This is a genomic window from Litorivivens sp. (assembly GCF_041624475.1).
Lineage (GTDB): Bacteria > Pseudomonadota > Gammaproteobacteria > Pseudomonadales > Spongiibacteraceae > Litorivivens.
The window spans coordinates 326,499-343,127 of sequence record NZ_JBFJUX010000002.1; the positions used below are offsets into that span (position 1 = coordinate 326,499).

Consider the following 16,629-nt stretch of genomic DNA (forward strand, 5'->3'; position numbering starts at 1 on the left):
GGAGTACGCCTGAATGGCTGAAGCTGCAACATTAAATGCCGGCACCTTGCGGCATACCATAGAAAGCAAACCCTGGCTGCGCCAGATCATGATGATGGTCGGTATTGCGGCCAGTGTCGCAGTGGGTGTAGCGGCTGTTATATGGTCGCAGGAACCAGAATACCGCACGCTGTACGGCTCCATGCCGCCTGAGCGATCGGCCTCGGTTCTCGATGCGCTGTCGTCTTCGGGAATTCCCTATAGATTACAGCAGCAGACCGGTGCCATTCTGGTGCCGGCTGATAGGCTGCATGATGCCCGTATACAACTTGCCGGATCTGGCGTGATCAACGACGGCTCCGGTCTGGAGATGCTGCGTGAGGAGAAGGGTTTCGGCGTCAGTGACTTCATGCAGTCAAAGAAGTACGAGCACGCGCTGGAAACTGAGCTGGCGCGGACCATTGAAAGTATGCATCAGGTGCGCAAGGCGCGGGTTCATTTGGCCATTCCCAAGCAGACCGTTTTTGTGCGCGACCAACGCAGTGCCAGCGCCTCGGTAATGCTCGATATTTATGCCGGCGCCACACTGGATCGCCAGCAGGTTAAAGCCATTATCAACATGGTCAGTGGCAGTGTGCCGGAGCTGGATGCCAGTGCTGTCACGGTGGTTGATCAGGCGGGCTCCCTGTTGTCCTCGCTGGAGGAAGAGACCGGTCTCGAGGTCAGCGCCAAACAGTTTGAATACCGCAAGAAAATCGAAAAGGAATACGAGCGTCGCATCACCAACCTGCTGACGCCTATCTCGGGGCTCGGCAAGGTGAAGGTACAGGCAGCCGTTGAGCTGGATTTTTCCCGTATGGAAGAAAGCCGCGAAAGCTGGAACCCGGATGCGCAGGTACTGCGTAGCGAACAGGTCAACACCAATCGACGCGGAGGCGGTGCAGCTGCTGGCGGCGTGCCCGGAGCGTTGGCTAATCAGCCCGTTAATCGTGCTGATGCCAATGGTGGCGAGAACGACACGACGGAAAGCAGCTCAATCACTCGGAACTATGAGATTGAGCGAGTACTGAATTACACCGCACGGCCGGCCGGAGATATTCAGCGCATCTCGATTGCGGTTGTGCTGGATGATTCCGGTGCCGCTGAGGGCGGTGCAAACGACGCGGGCGCGGAAAGCAAGGCAGCCTACACCCCCGCCCAGCTGGACCAGTTGTCAGCGCTGGTGCGCGATGCCATTGGCTTCGAGGAAGGGCGCGGCGATCGGGTCACGGTTATTGCCACCAGCTTCCGCCCCACACTGGTCGAAGAATCGGAAATGGAGGCCCCGCCGCTGTGGGAGCAGCCCTGGTTTACCGGTTTGCTGAAGCAGGTACTGACCGGTATCGCTGTCATTCTTATTGTATTCAGCGTTATCCGGCCGAGTATCAAGTCCTTGATGCAAGCCCAGACTGCGGGTAGATCACCTGCACCCACTGGCGCCGCAGGGGGCTACGGCTCAGGTATGGAGCTGAGTCCGGCGGTTGCTGCTCTCGGCGGGCCCGGCAATGTCAGGAAAGTGGAAGAGGGGCTGGACGGCATTCGTGACGTGGCCGATCAGGACCCTAAACTGGTAGCACAAGTTGTTAAAAACTGGGTGGCGCGCGATGGAAAATAGTCAGGAAATCAGTGGCAGCGAACAGGCAGCCGTATTGCTGCTGATGATGGGTGAAGAGCGGGCCGCGAAAATTCTGCAGTATGTAGACTACGAAGCGGTGGAAAAGATCGGCACCGCTATGGCCAATATCAAGCAGGTGGACTCTGGACGGGCGTTTACCGTCTGCAATCGCTTTCGCGAAGACCTTAACAATCACACGCCGCTGGGTATCGGGGTCCCGGGTTATGTGCGCAACCTGCTGGTTAAATCCATGGGGGAGCAGACCGGCAGCACCCTGGCCGATCGCCTGCTGGGCGATGACAGCCCCCGCGAGCTGGACTCTCTGCGCTGGATGGATCCGGATACTATCCTGCATATGCTCGAAGATGAACACCCTCAGATCATTGCCATAACGCTGGCGCATCTCGATCAGAACCTCGCTTCACGGGTCGTTGCAAAGTTTGACAGCAGTTTGCAGGAAGATGTGCTGTTCCGAATTGCGACCATGGACAAAATTCCGGAAGCGGCTATGCAGCAACTTCAGGCAACTCTGAAGTCCAAGCTCGACCTATCTGCGAATTTCAAGACCAAAACCGTCGACGGGGCGACCACGGCTGCCGGCATTCTCAACGGCCTGGATAGTGACACCGAGGCCCGCATTCTGGAAACGCTCTCAAAAACCGATGAAACCATGCGTCAGCGCCTCGAAGACCTGATGTTTGTATTTGGCAACCTGGCGGACCTGGATAACAAAGGCATGCAGTTGCTGCTGCGCGAAGTCACCAGTGATCAGCTCGCCATCGCCCTTAAAGGTGCCGATGAGTTGGTGCGCGAAAAAGTTTTCAGCAATATGTCGAAACGAGCTAAGGAAATGCTCGTTGAAGATATGGAGAGCCGCGGCCCCACCAAACTGAGCGACGTGGAAGAAGCCCAGAAGAACATTCTCGCAGCCGCAAAACAGCTTGCCGATGATGGCAAAATCAGTCTCGGCAGCTCATCAGATGACTATGTCTGAAGACCATGAGCGCTGACTTGAAGGACGACGCTTACGATCTTCGCCTGCTGGATGATGGTGAAGCCGAGGGTTGGACACCACCGAGTGTGACGTCGCCGACAGGCGCTGCCAGTCAGCAGGAAAGTGAAGAAAACCAGATTCGTGCGCTGCTGGACGATGCTCGCCGCGAAGGACTTGAACTGGGCCGCGCGGAAGGCCTGCGCGAATACAAGCAGAAGCAGGCGGAGCTACAGGAATTGATTAAAGCTCTTGCTCGCCCTCTGGAAGGACTCGATGAGCGGGTAGAGCAGCAACTGGCGCAACTGGCGCTGGGTATCGGTCAACAATTGAGTGCCCACCGGCTGCAACAGCACCCGGAAGATATTATCGCTATCGTCAAAGCTGGGCTGGAATTGTTGCCGGTGTCCAGCGAACCCACCCGTATCAAGGTCAATCCGGCGGATGCGGCCGTACTCAAAGAGGCAGGTGCCCTCGAACAACGTATCGAATTGCTCGAAGATGCGACGATAGCGCGTGGTGGTTGCCTGCTGCAGTCCGGCAGCTCCACCGTTGATCGCAGCGTCAATGCCCGTCTTCTGCAGGTCGTCAGCCAGTTGTTTGGCGACGGCGCAGAGCATTCACACCATGGAGAACCAGAATGAAGGCAGAGGTCCGCCAGTTGCAGCGCAATCAGCGCTGGCACGGCGCCCTCCAGGGGCTGACATCGAATCTCGGCAAGACAGAGCAATCGCTGGTCGAGGGCAAGCTTAAGCGCGTTGTAGGCACAACTCTGGAAGCTGAGGGCTGCTCGGTACCCATAGGCGGCTATTGCCGAGTTGCTACCGCTGATGGCGGCTGGCTGGAAACGGAAGTCGTCGGGTTTGCCGGCGAGCGAACTCTGCTGATGCCTACTGGTGAATTGCGTGGCGTCATGCCCAACGCCAGAGTGGTTCCATCGCCGGGTGGCGGTGAGTTACTGGTGGGTGACCAGTTGCGTGGACGGATTATTGACGCCTCTGGACGGGCGCTGGACGGACGCGGCCCGCTCAACTGCACCGAAACCCGTTCAATTCACTCTTCTCCCATCAATCCTCTGTCGCGCAACCCCATTCGCGAACCGCTGGATGTGGGCGTAAAGGCAATCAATGCCATGCTCACAGTCGGCAGAGGCCAGCGCATCGGCCTGTTTGCCGGCAGCGGCGTTGGTAAAAGTGTGTTACTGGGCATGATGACCAAATTTACCAACGCCGATGTCATCGTCGTGGGCCTGATTGGCGAGCGTGGCCGGGAGGTAAAAGAGTTTGTCGACTCGATTCTCGGCAGCGAAGGTATGTCCCGCTCTGTGGTGATCGCCACGCCGGCGGATCACCCGCCGCTTATGCGTTTGCGCGGTGCCTGGCTTGCCACTGCGGTTGCCGAACACTTCCGCGATCAGGGAAAGAACGTATTGCTTCTGATGGACTCTCTGACAAGATTCGCCCAGGCACAGCGAGAAATTGCGCTGGCCGTTGGCGAGCCACCGGCGACCAAAGGCTACCCACCGTCGGTGTTTGCCCGGCTTCCGCAACTTGTTGAAAGAGCTGGCAATGGCGCCTTGGGTGGGGGCTCAATTACCGCTTTTTACACGGTGCTGGCCGAGGGTGACGATCAGAATGACCCGATTGTCGATTCCGCCCGAGCCATACTCGACGGCCATATTGTGCTTTCAAGGAAACTGGCTGAAGCCGGGCACTATCCGGCGATCGATATCGAGCAGTCGGTCAGCCGGGTGATGAACGACATTGCAGACAAGAGCCACCTGGATATTGTGCGCTTCCTGCGACAGAACTACGGGCTGTATCAGCAGAACCGGGATTTGATCACGATAGGCGCCTACCAGAAGGGCAGTGATCCGCGGCTGGACGAAGCCGTCAGGTTATGGCCAAAGATAAATCGTTTTTTGCAACAGGATGTAAAAGAATCAGTGAGTTTTGACAACTGTCTCGACAGCCTGTTTGCCATTGGTGGCAACTGATCGATCGCTTTATACAGTCAGCAGCAAACTCAACACAGGAAATCTGAAAAATGCAGCGTTCAACCAGAATCAGCAAAGTGGCCGAAATTGCAGAGCGCGATGAAAAGAAAGCCGCTGAAAAGTTACAGAACGCCCTGAAGAACTACCGCAGCGCCAACAATAAACTTCAGGAACTGGCTGACTACCATAACGAATACTGCGACAGTTCACGCCCCAGTACCGGGAAATTGAATATCTCCAACCTGCAGGATACCCGCGCCTTTCTGCGCAAGCTCAACGAAGTCATCTCTATTCAGAAAAGCGTGGTTAACCAATGCGAACAGCAGCTGGAAACCGCTCGCCAGCACTGGCTTGAAAAGAAACAGAAAACCATGTCGCTGGACCGTCTTGCCGATACCTATCGCACTGAAGAGCGCGCAGAAACAGACCGTCGTGAACAGAGTCGCAGCGACGACCTGAACGTTCTCCGCTTCACCTGGACCCAGCATCAGGAAAAAGCTGTCTGAGTCTGCGGTCTTATGGCACGCAGTTTGCTCCCTATCCACTGAGAACCCCTAGGGCGATTCACCAGGATCTGAATTGCCTGCATTCAATTGACGGTAGCGAGACCAGCCCTTCTATGGAAACCAGCCAACTAAGTCACCTGGGTGATATTGCCAGCCTCCTGCAGCTACCCGTGCAAAGCGCTAGTCCGGCCCAGGCTTTAGGGCTGCCAACCCCGAATGGCAAGCCTTTCAGCGAGGTGATGCAACATTTGAGCAGCGCTGAGAATGCTGCCAGTAATGGCTTGCAATCGCTGCTTCCTGTTCCAGAAACAGCCGCTGTCACTGCGTTGAACCCAAACCATAAACCGCTGTTGAGCATGGACAATAACGGCAAACTTTTGCCGTCTGGCCGGCAGCCTGTTGCCGAAACAGAAATTAAAGGTGATCCCTCAGTGCCTGCGCACTTTGCGCCACCGCCTTTCAGCGATAGCGCCAGACTTACCACGTCCGCAATGACGGCTGGTATGGAAAGGGCGCTGGAGCATGCCAAAGGCCGGCCTTTTGCAGGAACCGGCAGCACAAACCCGGTGCCGGGAAATGACAGTGCAGCAAGCCAGGCGCGGGCCGAACCGGGGCGCGATGCCTCCCCAAAACCACAGCCACTGCAGCATTCCCCGCTGCTGGAGACTGCAGAGGCGGAGCTTACTGTAGAGCGAACCGCCTCTCTTGCGGGAACAGCTCGCAGCGATAGCGACACGGATACGGCGCTGAAAACCGCCTTGCCCTTTGAGCTGCCGAAAAAGAGTACCAGGGCTGACGAAGTGAGCACCCCGGTAACGCGCGCTATTGATGGGGTATCCAGCCTGAGCTTTACTCGACCCGGCGCAGCCGCTCCACCACCCGAAATGCCCAATCAGGCGGGCCTGACTGAAAAAGCCGTGGCCGACGCTTTCACCGAGAAAGTGGTGTGGATGACCGGGCAGGGCGCCCAGCGGGCCAATCTCCAGCTTCACCCTGCGGAACTTGGTGCACTGCAGATTCGCGTCACCATGATGGATAACAGTGCTCACGTCGAAATTCACGCCCAGAATACTGACACCGGCGATCTGCTGGAAAGCCTCCTGCCCAAGCTGCAATCGGCACTTGAGCAGCAGGGCGTCAAAGTTGATGAACTGAAGCTCAGCGCCAATGCACTGTTTGCCGAAACCGATGGTGATAAATCCCGGCAGGCTCTTGTCGGAGGTGATACCGAGGGGACGATAGCCAACGATGATGAAACAGATGCCGAAGATGGCGAGGCTGCCTTGGAAACTCTGCTAAATCAGGACACTCCCGGAACCGTCGACTATTACGCCTGAGCGCCGTCAGGTTTTTGACGCCCAGCAAAAAAAAATAAATAAGTTCTTTTAAATCAATAGTATAAATACTGGCATAGCCTTTGCTACCACTCTCAGTAGTGCCTGAAATTTGGCGTATCCGAGAGTGGAGCAAAACTGGCAATGAAGAATATTCTTATTATCGCAGCGGCTCAGACGGTATTGATCGCGCTTACCGTCGCTGGCACATGGTTTATGTTTCTCTCTACCCAGCCGGCGACGCCCGCGCCTATGGCTGAGGGAGAGGAGGGCGCACAAGCCAAAGTCCCAGCTAAAAAAGCCGAGCCCATCTACATATCCATTGACCCCTCATTCGTCGTCAATCTTCAGGACAAAAGCAAGATGCGCTTCCTGCAGATGCAGCTTGAAGTCATGAGTCGCAACTCCGACGTGAAAGATCTGATGGATAAACACTCTACCCGCATCCGCAATGACCTGATTCTGTCCTTCGGAGCGCTTTCCATGGACGACATTCGTCAAACGGAAGGCAAAACCAATCTTCAGGAAAAAGCCCGCATCACGATCAATAAAGTGTTGGCGGATGCAGAGGGCATCAAAAACGGCGTTGAAGCCGTTTACTTCACCAAATTCGTCGTTCAGTGAGGCATTAGCCGTGGCCGGGGTATTGGACCAGGAAGAAATTGATGCGCTGATGGGCGGTCTGGAAGCCGGTGAGCTCGAAACCGGCGGCGAAGACAGCAGTACCAGTTCCAAGGAGTTTGATTTCAGCAAGCATCACTATGCGCTGCATCGGCTGCTGCCTGATATTCGTGAGGTGCACACCGCCTACGCAGAAACCTTGCATGAGAAAATCGGCAAGCTGTCTTCGGCGGCAAACCAGGTTGAAGTTGACGAGGTGATTGTCACCGATCTGGACGAACTGGGTCCGCGATTGGCCACACCGTGTCGTCTTGCGATTATTTCGGCGCCTCCCATTTCCCGCCCAATGCTATTGGCAGTCGAATCCGACCTCGTGTTCGACATCGTCAATCGCTACTTTGGCGGCGGTAACAGTCTGCGCAAAACCCGCGTCTCCGAGAAATTTTCGTCCACCGAGCTGAAGCTCAGCGAATTGCTGGTGGAAGACATGGTCACTGAACTGGCGAGCGCCTGGCAGCCACTGCTAGACATCTCGCCGAGCATCACCGGCTGGGAGGTAGACCCGCATGCGGTGGATGCCTTGACCGAACAAGAGGCATTGGTTGCCACGCGCTTCAAGGTGAACTTCGAATCAAGCGAGGGAGGCATCTGGGTTATTGTGCCCTGGCTTGGCCTTGAACCGCTACGGGGCAAGTTCAAGACTTCAGATAACCTGGCATTGCCGAACACAGATCCCCAATGGCAACCCCTTTTTATCGAAGGCCTGGAAGAGGCCAGCGTAGAAGTCGTCGCCATACTCGCCGAACAGAAGATCAAACTGAAACATGCCCTGCAATTAAAGAAGGGCGATGTGATTGCCATCAATGATCCCAAAGAGGTGGATCTGAAAGTAGGTGGCGTCCGTTTGATGCGCGCCCAATTTGGCACTCACGAAGGAAACATGGCCGCGCAAGTACTTGAAATACTGCGCAGCCCGATGGCACATCGTCAGAAATAGAGGACACCCCATGAGCGAAGAAACTCCAAAGGCAGCGGCTGCACCGGAAATGGCTGAACTGCAGGCCAACACGGCTGGCGGCGCCGGCGACATCAATCTCGACATGCTGCTGGACGTCAACGTCTCACTCGCTATTGAGCTTGGGCGCTCCGAAATGAGTATCCGCGACCTGCTGCGTCTGAATCAGGGCTCGGTAGTGAATCTCGACCGCATGGCGGGCGAGCCCCTTGATGTGCTGGTTAACGGCACGCTGGTTGCCCGCGGCGAAATAGTCGTCGTCAAAGAAAAGTTTGGCGTCAAACTCACCGAAGTTGTCAGCCCTGAAGAACGGGTCCGCCGACTGAACTGAGGTTGTCTGTTGATGCGCTGGATTCTGGCACTGTTTTTACCGATCTGTTCTGCACTGGCCGATGTGGCTCCGGATGCCGGCACAAAGGCTGCAGAAAAGACCCTCGAGCCTATGTCTTACGGCAATGCGCTGAATGTCGTGTTCAGCCTGCTGATCGTTGTCGCCGTTCTGTTCGCTCTGGCCTGGGTGCTGCGACGCAGTAAAGGGGTACTGGGTGCCGGTAATCAGAAAATAACCGTGGTTTCGCAGCTGCCTGTTGGCGTTAGGGAAAAGGTTTTGCTGCTTCGCGTTGGCGAAGAAAATGTACTGGTAGGCTACTCAGGTGGCGGGCTGCAGGCACTGCACGCCTGGCACGGTGACATCCCCGTTGATATTGCACCCGACCACACCCAGCCTGCTGCATTTGGCGACTACCTTTCTCGTTTGCGCAATACGCGCCAGACAAACCGCAAAGGAGAGGGCGATTCATGAAGCGTCTGATTCTCCTGTTATGCGTTCTGTTACCCGTTTCGGCCTTTGCTCAAAACGCGGGTCTGCCCGCAGTCAGTCTGGAAACGGCGGCCGATGGCAGCGGCGAATACACACTGTCCATTCAGCTGTTGGCATTGATGACCGTGGTGACACTGCTGCCGGCCTTGCTGCTCGGCATGACAGCCTTCACCCGGATAATTATTGTATTGGGTATTCTGCGTCAGGCACTGGGTACCGGTCAGGCACCGTCCAACCAGGTACTGCTCAGCATTGCACTGTTTCTGACCCTGTTCATCATGTATCCGGTGTTCCAAACGGTTCACGCGAATGCCATTACCCCTTACCTGGCCGGCGACATGGCTTTTGCCGATGCAGTTCAGGTGGGTTTCGCTCCCATTCGTGACTTTATGCTCGCGCAAACCCGCGAATCGGATATTGCCATGTTTTCAGGCATTGCCGGTGTGCAGTCCATTGAATCGCCTGAAGATATTCCCTTTGCGGTGTTGATGGCGTCGTTCCTGACCAGCGAGCTGAAAACGGCTTTTCAGATTGGTTTTCTTCTGTTTGTTCCTTTTGTGGTCATCGATCTTGTGGTCGCCAGCATTCTGATGTCACTGGGTATGATGATGCTCTCACCGATGCTGGTATCACTGCCTTTCAAGATCATGCTGTTTGTTCTGGTCGATGGCTGGGTTTTGCTGATGGGTTCACTGGCCGCCAGCTTCGCAACGTGAGGTCTTATGACTCCTGAGAATGTAATAGATATCGGTCGACAGGCGCTTACCCTTGCAGTGCTGTTGGCGGCGCCACTGCTGCTGGCGGCGCTGGCGGCGGGTATTCTGATCGGTATGTTTCAGGCCGCCACCCAGATCCAGGATATGACCTTGAGTTTTATTCCCAAACTGGTGGTGTTTGTGATCGCACTGGGCATTGCAGGCCCCTGGATGTTGCGACTGGCGATTGATTTTACTCACCGCATGTTTGAATCCATTCCGGTTGTGATCGGGTAGGGCGCACGATGATTCTCGAAGAAGCTCAGATCAGCGCCTGGATCGCCTCACTCTGGTTGCCGTTTTTGCGGATTACCGGAGCGATGATGGCGGCACCGCTGTTCAGCTCTTCTTACGTGCCTGTTCGTTCGCGCATCGCCATAGCGCTGTTTACTGCCCTGGTGGTAGCACCGGTTATTCCCACGCCGCCCGCAATCAATGCCCTGGGGCTACAAGCCATGCTCATTGCCGCCAACGAAATTCTGATCGGTATCTGTCTTGGCTTTCTGGTGCAGCTGGTGTTTGAAGCTATCGTATTTGCCGGACAGACCATTTCCATGGGGATGGGCCTCGGCTTTGCCATGATGGTGGATCCCCAGCGCGGCACGTCGGTACCGATACTCAGCCAGTTTTTTCTGTTGATCTCGCTGCTGATCTTCCTGGCGCTGGACGGCCACCTAGCGTTCTTGCAGTTGATAGCCGGCAGCTTTTCTATCTGGCCGGTCGGCATTGCCGTGGTCAGTGCGGATACCGCTGGCATGATCGTCGAGTGGAGCGCCGAGATTTTCAGCGGAGCTATTCGGGTAGCGCTGCCGGCGGTGATCGCCTTGCTGGTGGTGCAGATTGGCGTCGGTGTGATCAGCCGCGCCGCGCCAACGCTTAACCTGTTTGCGGTTGGCTTTCCCATCGCGATTCTGGTGGGCTATCTGGTGCTGTATCAGATGATGCCCCTGTTTATTCCGGCCATGGATTCACTGTTATCACCTGCTTTTGAAACGGCCGGTGAGCTTCTGAAAACAGGAGGCGCCGGTGGCTGAGGATACTGGTCAGGAACGCACAGAAGACGCAACGCAGAAAAAGCGTGACGATGCCAAACGGAAAGGTCAGGTTCCCCGTTCCAAGGAACTCTCCACCACACTGGTGACACTGTCGGGTGCCTGTATGCTGGCCTTTGCCAGTCAGGGCCTGGGCGACGATGCCATGAAACTTTTTTCACAGGCCTTCAGCGCTGACTACCTGACCATTCGGGACGCGCAGCAAATGCCGGCGCTGTTCTACAACTTCTGGCTCGAAGCTTTGTTGCTGTTCATCCCGCTGTTTGCCGTACTGTTTATTGCCGCTGCAGTGGCTTCCATTGCGCTGGGTGGGTGGACATTCTCCCTGCAGTTCAAACCCGAGCGCTGGAACCCGGTTGCCGGTATTGCAAAGATGTTTTCCCTGAAAAGTCTGGTGGAGTTGCTCAAGTCCATGGGCAAGCTGCTGCTGGTAGGTGCCGCCGCCGTCGCGGGCGCCATCGTGATGCAGGACGAGATTATCAGCCTGATCAACCACGCACCGGACAAGGCGATTCGCGATGCACTGGGCATTCTCGGTCTGTTCTTCCTGATCTCCAGCCTGCCATTGATTTTGATTGCCGGTATTGATGTGCCGTTCCAGAAGTGGAACCACAATAAAGAATTGCGGATGACCAAACAGGAAGTGCGCGATGAAATGAAAGAAACCGACGGACGCCCGGAAGTAAAAAGCAAACTGCGTGAAATGCAGCAGGCCGCCGCCCGCCGCCGCATGATGGAAGACATTCCCCAGGCCGATGTGGTCATAACCAACCCGACACATTACTCCGTCGCCCTGAAATACGATGAAGTCAGTGGCGGCGCACCGCGTGTGGTGGCCAAGGGTGTGGATTTGGTGGCGGCCAAAATCAGGGAAGTGGCGGGTGACAGTGATGTGCCGATAGTGGAATCACCCCGACTTGCCCGGGCCGTCTATGCCACAACCGATATCGGGGGCGAAATACCCGCAGGGCTTTACCTGGCGGTGGCCCAGATACTGGCCTACGTCTATCAGTTGCGAGACTGGCAGGCCATCGGTGGGGATGCTCCGGAGCAACCCGAACCCCACGTCGAAGACGACTATTTGCGCGGTTTACAGCCGCAGGCAGAGTGAGTGAAGTGTAATGGCTAATAGTGCGACCAAATCCAACCCGCTGATTCCAACCTGGCTGGAGAGTTTTCTGGCTAGTGGTGTTGGTGTCCTGGCGTTACTGATGTCGCTGTTTGCGATGTTGGTGCTGCCTATGCCGCCTTTTGCTCTGGACCTGTTCTTCACCTTTAACATCACACTGTCATTGGTGATACTGCTGGCGGTTATTTACGTCGAACGCCCTGTGGATTTCAGCATTTTCCCGACGGTGCTGTTGCTTGGCACCATGCTGCGACTGGCCCTGAATGTCGCCTCCACGCGCGTGGTTCTTCTGGAAGGCCACACCGGCCCCGGGGCCGCCGGCCGTGTTATCGAATCCTTTGGTGACTTTGTTATCGGCGGTAACTATGCAGTTGGTATCGTGGTGTTCATCATTCTGGTCATCATCAACTTTGTGGTCGTTACCAAGGGTGCAGGCCGTGTATCGGAAGTAACCGCCCGATTTACTCTGGATGCCATGCCCGGTAAACAGATGGCAATAGACTCGGATTTGAGCGCCGGCTTGCTCACTGCCGATCAGGCCCGTGAACGCCGCGAGGAAATTCGAACAGAAGCTGACTTTTATGGCTCGATGGATGGTGCCAGCAAGTTTGTCCGCGGCGATGCCGTGGCCGGTATAGTGATTCTGTTTATCAACATCATTGGAGGCTTGTCTATTGGTGTCTTTCAACACGACCTGAGCCTCGGCGACGCAACCCAAAACTACGTTCTCTTAACGATTGGTGACGGTCTGGTCGCTCAGATCCCGGCGCTGCTGCTGTCGACCGCAGTCGCCATCATCGTTACCCGTATATCCCGCTCACAGAATCTGGGACAACAACTGAAAGGCCAGATGCTGGCCAACACCCGTGTGCTTCTTCTCGCCGGCTGCGTTCTCACCGCGCTGGGTGTGATTCCCGGGATGCCAAACCTGGTCTTCCTGATTCTGGGTATCAGCTGCATTGTCGCCGGTCGGATGCTCGATAAGCAGCGCGCCACCAAGCCGGAAGTGGTTGAGGAAGAAGAGGGTGCTCAGGCAAGCGACAGTAAAGCCCCCGCACCCAGCTCCGATCTGGACTGGGACGATGTTACCAACCTTGATGTGGTCGGCCTGGAAGTGGGCTATCGCCTGATACCGCTGGTAGATCGCCAGCAGGGTGGCGAACTGATTTCCCGTATTACCGGCGTACGAAAAAAGCTGTCCAAAGACCTTGGTTTCCTTATCCAGCAGGTACACATTCGAGACAATCTGGAGCTGTCACCCAGTGCCTACCGTATCACTCTGTTGGGAGACACTATCGCCAGTGGCGATATCATGCCCGGCATGGACTTGGCCATTAACCCCGGCGGCGCTCAGGGCAACCTGCGTGGCACACCCACCAAAGATCCGGCTTTTGGTATGGATGCTCTCTGGATAGACACCGCCAATCGCGATCAGGCCCAGACGCTGGGCTATACCGTGGTCGACAGCAGCACGGTCATTGCCACCCACTTGAGTCAGGTGATCAAGGCCCACGCCCACGAGCTGCTGGGCCATGAAGAAGTTCAGCAACTGCTCGAACGTCTGGGCAAAACTGATCCGAAGCTGGTAGAGAGCCTGGTACCCAAACAGCTGCCATTGAGCGTGGTGGTTAGGGTGCTGCAAAACCTGCTGAAAGAGAACGTCTCCATTCGCAGTTTGCGCCTGATTGCCGAATCTTTGGCGGAACAGGCGCCAAGAACCAAGGAACCTGACGAACTTTTGCAAGGTGTCCGTCAGGCACTTGGGCGAATGATTGTTCAGGAAATCAATGGTTTATCCGAGGAACTTCCCGTTGCTGCTTTCGATGCAGAGCTGGAACACATATTGCACGATGTAGTGCGTGGCAGTGGTGGTGGTCTGGAACCGGGTCTGGCCCAACAGCTTCAGGAAGATCTCGCCGAGTTTTCGCGAGCGCAGGAAGCGTCCGGCCAACCCGCCGTGGTACTGGTAGCGCCGCCCATTCGCAATTGGCTGTCGCGGTTTATCCGCCGGAGTTTACCGAACATGCACATTCTTTCGTACAACGAAGTGCCCGATACCAAACAGGTTCGCCTGGTATCCACGCTCAACCACCAGCGCGCGCTGGAAGTTGACGATATCAATTCTTGAGAACAGGTAAGGCGATGAAAACAAAAACCTTTTTTGGCGCAGACAGCACGCAGGCGATGCGCAAAGTCAAACAAGCCCTGGGTGATGAGGTTACACTTCTGTCCTGTCGGCGAGTAAAAGACGGCGTGGAAATTGTTGTTGGTGTAGACACAAAGACCGAGTCTGCGGCAGTTTATTCGCCAAGCCCGCGTCAGCAGCTGCGACAGGAACTGGATCAAACTCAGCGTGATCTTCGGCATTTTGCGAGGAACACTGATTGGGCCAGCGAACGCGCCAAAAATCCGTCAAACCGGAAACTGGTTGAGTTCCTTAAAGCCCTCGATATAGAGCCCCGAATCGGCGCTGCACTGCTGCGTCAGATCCCGGCGGAAGAAAGCCTCGAAGTGCAGCAGGAAATGTTGCACAGCATGTTACGCCGGGCACTGCGAACCCTGCCCGTTCCGCGCGAAGGTGTTACCGCGCTGGTAGGGCCCGCCGGTGCCGGCAAAACAAGCAGTATCGCCAAGATCGCCGCTGACTTCGTTCGCAGCGGCCGCAGCGACGATATTGCCCTGATCACTACCGATACCACCCGTATTGCCGCCGAAGAACAGCTGCGCATTTACGGCAATATTTTCCAGATACCGGTTCACGCAGCCGCGAACGCCAATGAGGCGTCCCATCTGATCGACATGTTGTCGAATAAACGCTACCTGTTGATTGATACCGAAGGCGTCGGTATTCGCGACAGTGGGGGGCTCGATCGACTGCAGAGTCTGTTTGCTGCGCTGCCCGATATGGACGTATTTCTGACTCTGCCGGCGGATCGCGACCAGCACACCCAGTGGGAAATTACCCAGCGTTTTCGTCGAGCGCTGCCGGTCAACGGTATTGTCGCCACCAACCTCGACCAGTGTGTGCGCATGGGCGCCCTGATGTCTGTGCTGATTCAAAGCCGACTGCCTGCGGTGTGGCTGAGCGACGGCACCCGCATTCCGGGTAACCTGAAAGCGGCAGACAGTAAATGGATCATTTCGGAATCCATCAGGCTGGCACGTGAATTCAAGCGCAGCCTGCCGATGGGTGAGTCTGTGACGGGCGCGCACCGGGAGGCTGTAGCGTGAGTCGAGTTAAAGTCATTGCCGTTGCCAGCGGTAAAGGCGGCGTTGGCAAAACCAACGTGTCGGTTAATCTCGCTTATCAGCTGTCCCGTGCGGGCCGCAAAGTATTGCTGCTGGACGCCGACCTGGGCCTGGCCAACGTCGATATCCTGCTGAACCTGAAACCCAAGCGCAATCTGTCAGACGTGCTCGAAGGGCACTGTAGCCTGAAAGATATCCTGATTACGGCCCCCGGTGGTTTCAAGGTTATCCCTGCCGCTTCGGGCAAGAAATCCATGGCGGAAATGGCACAGAGTCAGCACGCGGGTATTGTGATGGCGATGAGTGAATTGGATGACGATTTTGACGTCATGATCGTCGATACCGCAGCGGGGATCAGCGACAGTGTGGTCACATTCAGTCAGGCCAGTCACCACGTGACGGTGGTCTGTTCCGACGAGCCGACCTCTATGGCCGATGCTTATGCCCTGATCAAGGTGCTGAGCCGGGATGCGGGCGTTAGGCGCTTCAAGGTTCTGCGTAATCGCCTGGCGAACGATATTGAAGCGCGCGCCGGTTTCAAACGTCTGGAAGAGACCGCTAACCGTTTTCTGGATGTGCAGTTGGAATACGCCGGTTACATTCCGGACGATGCCTGTGTGGCCAAAGCGGTTTCTCGTCAGCGCTGTGTATCGGAAGCCTTTCCTGCGGCACCTTCATCAAAAGCCTTTCAGGAGTTCGCCAAGCGAGTAGACAGCTGGGAAACGCCGGAGGCTCCGCACGGCGGCCTGGAATTTTTCGTAGACCGAATGAGTAGCTGAGCGTATGACAGCAGGTTACGCGACCTACAATGAAGTCCAGTTCGGCGACCGCAATGCACTGGTTTTACAGCATGCCGGACTGGTGAAAAAGATTGCCTATCATCTGGTGGCGCGATTACCCGACAGTGTCGATGTGGACGACCTGATTCAGGCGGGCATGATCGGCATGTTGGAGGCGGCAAGCCATTTTCGCGCTGACGGCGGCGCCAGCTTTGAAACCTTTGCCAGTTTGAGAATTCGCGGCGCCATGATCGATCAGCTTCGCAGCACCGGCTGGGCTCCTCGCGCCATCTCGCGACAACTGCGCGATCTGGCCGTCGCCATTCAAAAGGTGGAAAACCGCCTCGGTCGCGAAGCCAGTGGCCAGGAAATTGCCAATGAGCTTGGCATACCCCTGCAGGAATACCACAGCCTTCTGAAAGACGCGAACACCATCCAGATCTGCAGTCTGGAACAGGTCAGCAATGAAGAAGGCGAAGTCTTTGGCGATGCCGATGACGTGCCGGAAGAAACCTACGACAAGGTTGCGGCGAGTGACATTCAGCTATCGCTGGCCAATTACATCGATCAGCTGCCGGAAAAGGAAAAACTGGTGATGTCTCTTTACTACGATGCGGGGCTTAACCTTAAAGAAATTGGCGACGTTCTGGATGTCTCGGAATCACGCGTCTGCCAGATTCATGGTCAGGCCATTTTGCGTTTGAAGCAACGCATGTCGGACTGGATCAACCCCTGAGCAGGAGTACCCT

18 protein-coding genes are annotated in these 16,629 nt (G+C 56.0%); all 18 read left to right on the top strand.

Annotation, left to right across the window (positions count from 1 at the left end; translation table 11 throughout):
- Positions 1 to 13 precede the first annotated feature (13 nt).
- The 18 genes from fliF (at position 14) to ABY734_RS04335 (ending at position 16,616) form a co-directional block, all read left to right on the top strand.
- A complete protein-coding gene (fliF, locus tag ABY734_RS04250) occupies positions 14 to 1,633 on the top strand; it encodes a flagellar basal-body MS-ring/collar protein FliF (RefSeq protein WP_372777747.1) in 1,620 nt (539 codons plus the stop codon).
- Positions 1,623 to 2,627, top strand: coding sequence for a flagellar motor switch protein FliG (gene fliG, locus ABY734_RS04255; protein WP_372777749.1), 1,005 nt, complete (start codon positions 1,623 to 1,625; stop codon positions 2,625 to 2,627). The genes fliF and fliG overlap by 11 nt, the downstream gene beginning before the upstream one ends.
- A 5-nt stretch (positions 2,628 to 2,632) precedes the next feature.
- Positions 2,633 to 3,268, top strand: coding sequence for a FliH/SctL family protein (locus ABY734_RS04260; RefSeq protein WP_372777751.1), 636 nt, complete (start codon positions 2,633 to 2,635; stop codon positions 3,266 to 3,268).
- A complete protein-coding gene (fliI, locus tag ABY734_RS04265; RefSeq protein WP_372777752.1) occupies positions 3,265 to 4,620 on the top strand; it encodes a flagellar protein export ATPase FliI in 1,356 nt (451 codons plus the stop codon). Before ABY734_RS04260 ends, fliI begins: the two co-directional genes overlap by 4 nt.
- Before the next feature lie 50 nt (positions 4,621 to 4,670).
- Positions 4,671 to 5,126 (top strand): flagellar export protein FliJ, encoded by a 456-nt coding sequence (fliJ, locus tag ABY734_RS04270; protein ID WP_372777753.1) that lies wholly within the window; start codon positions 4,671 to 4,673, stop codon positions 5,124 to 5,126.
- Positions 5,127 to 5,239: 113 nt separating this feature from the next.
- Positions 5,240 to 6,463 carry a flagellar hook-length control protein FliK gene (locus tag ABY734_RS04275; RefSeq protein WP_372777755.1) on the top strand — a complete coding sequence of 408 codons (1,224 nt, stop codon included), beginning with the start codon at positions 5,240 to 5,242 and terminating at the stop codon, positions 6,461 to 6,463.
- 141 nt (positions 6,464 to 6,604) lie between these two features.
- Positions 6,605 to 7,084, top strand: coding sequence for a flagellar basal body-associated protein FliL (gene fliL / locus ABY734_RS04280; protein WP_372777757.1), 480 nt, complete (start codon positions 6,605 to 6,607; stop codon positions 7,082 to 7,084).
- A 10-nt stretch (positions 7,085 to 7,094) separates the two neighbouring features.
- Positions 7,095 to 8,078 carry a flagellar motor switch protein FliM gene (locus ABY734_RS04285; RefSeq protein WP_372777758.1) on the top strand — a complete coding sequence of 328 codons (984 nt, stop codon included), beginning with the start codon at positions 7,095 to 7,097 and terminating at the stop codon, positions 8,076 to 8,078.
- Positions 8,079 to 8,088: 10 nt separating this feature from the next.
- Positions 8,089 to 8,427, top strand: a complete 339-nt coding sequence (gene fliN / locus ABY734_RS04290; RefSeq protein ID WP_372777759.1) for a flagellar motor switch protein FliN — start codon at positions 8,089 to 8,091, stop codon at positions 8,425 to 8,427.
- Between the two features lie 12 nt (positions 8,428 to 8,439).
- A complete protein-coding gene (locus tag ABY734_RS04295; RefSeq protein WP_372777760.1) occupies positions 8,440 to 8,898 on the top strand; it encodes a FliO/MopB family protein in 459 nt (152 codons plus the stop codon).
- Positions 8,895 to 9,632, top strand: a complete 738-nt coding sequence (gene fliP, locus ABY734_RS04300; protein ID WP_372777761.1) for a flagellar type III secretion system pore protein FliP — start codon at positions 8,895 to 8,897, stop codon at positions 9,630 to 9,632. Before ABY734_RS04295 ends, fliP begins: the two co-directional genes overlap by 4 nt.
- Positions 9,633 to 9,638: 6 nt before the next feature.
- Complete coding sequence (fliQ, locus tag ABY734_RS04305; RefSeq protein ID WP_372777762.1) at positions 9,639 to 9,908, top strand: flagellar biosynthesis protein FliQ; 270 nt, start codon at positions 9,639 to 9,641, stop codon at positions 9,906 to 9,908.
- Positions 9,909 to 9,916: 8 nt separating this feature from the next.
- A complete protein-coding gene (gene fliR / locus ABY734_RS04310) occupies positions 9,917 to 10,705 on the top strand; it encodes a flagellar biosynthetic protein FliR (RefSeq protein ID WP_372777763.1) in 789 nt (262 codons plus the stop codon).
- Complete coding sequence (flhB, locus tag ABY734_RS04315) at positions 10,698 to 11,834, top strand: flagellar biosynthesis protein FlhB (protein WP_372777764.1); 1,137 nt, start codon at positions 10,698 to 10,700, stop codon at positions 11,832 to 11,834. The genes fliR and flhB overlap by 8 nt, the downstream gene beginning before the upstream one ends.
- A gap of 10 nt (positions 11,835 to 11,844) precedes the next feature.
- Positions 11,845 to 13,980, top strand: coding sequence for a flagellar biosynthesis protein FlhA (gene flhA, locus ABY734_RS04320; RefSeq protein ID WP_372777765.1), 2,136 nt, complete (start codon positions 11,845 to 11,847; stop codon positions 13,978 to 13,980).
- 14 nt (positions 13,981 to 13,994) lie between these two features.
- Positions 13,995 to 15,083, top strand: a complete 1,089-nt coding sequence (locus ABY734_RS04325; protein ID WP_372777766.1) for a hypothetical protein — start codon at positions 13,995 to 13,997, stop codon at positions 15,081 to 15,083.
- The gene (locus ABY734_RS04330) at positions 15,080 to 15,880 is read left to right on the top strand and encodes a MinD/ParA family protein (protein ID WP_372777767.1); all 801 of its coding nucleotides are present in this window, start codon (positions 15,080 to 15,082) and stop codon (positions 15,878 to 15,880) included. Before ABY734_RS04325 ends, ABY734_RS04330 begins: the two co-directional genes overlap by 4 nt.
- Positions 15,881 to 15,884: 4 nt before the next feature.
- Positions 15,885 to 16,616, top strand: a complete 732-nt coding sequence (locus ABY734_RS04335; RefSeq protein ID WP_372777768.1) for an RNA polymerase sigma factor FliA — start codon at positions 15,885 to 15,887, stop codon at positions 16,614 to 16,616.
- Positions 16,617 to 16,629: the final 13 nt, after the last annotated feature.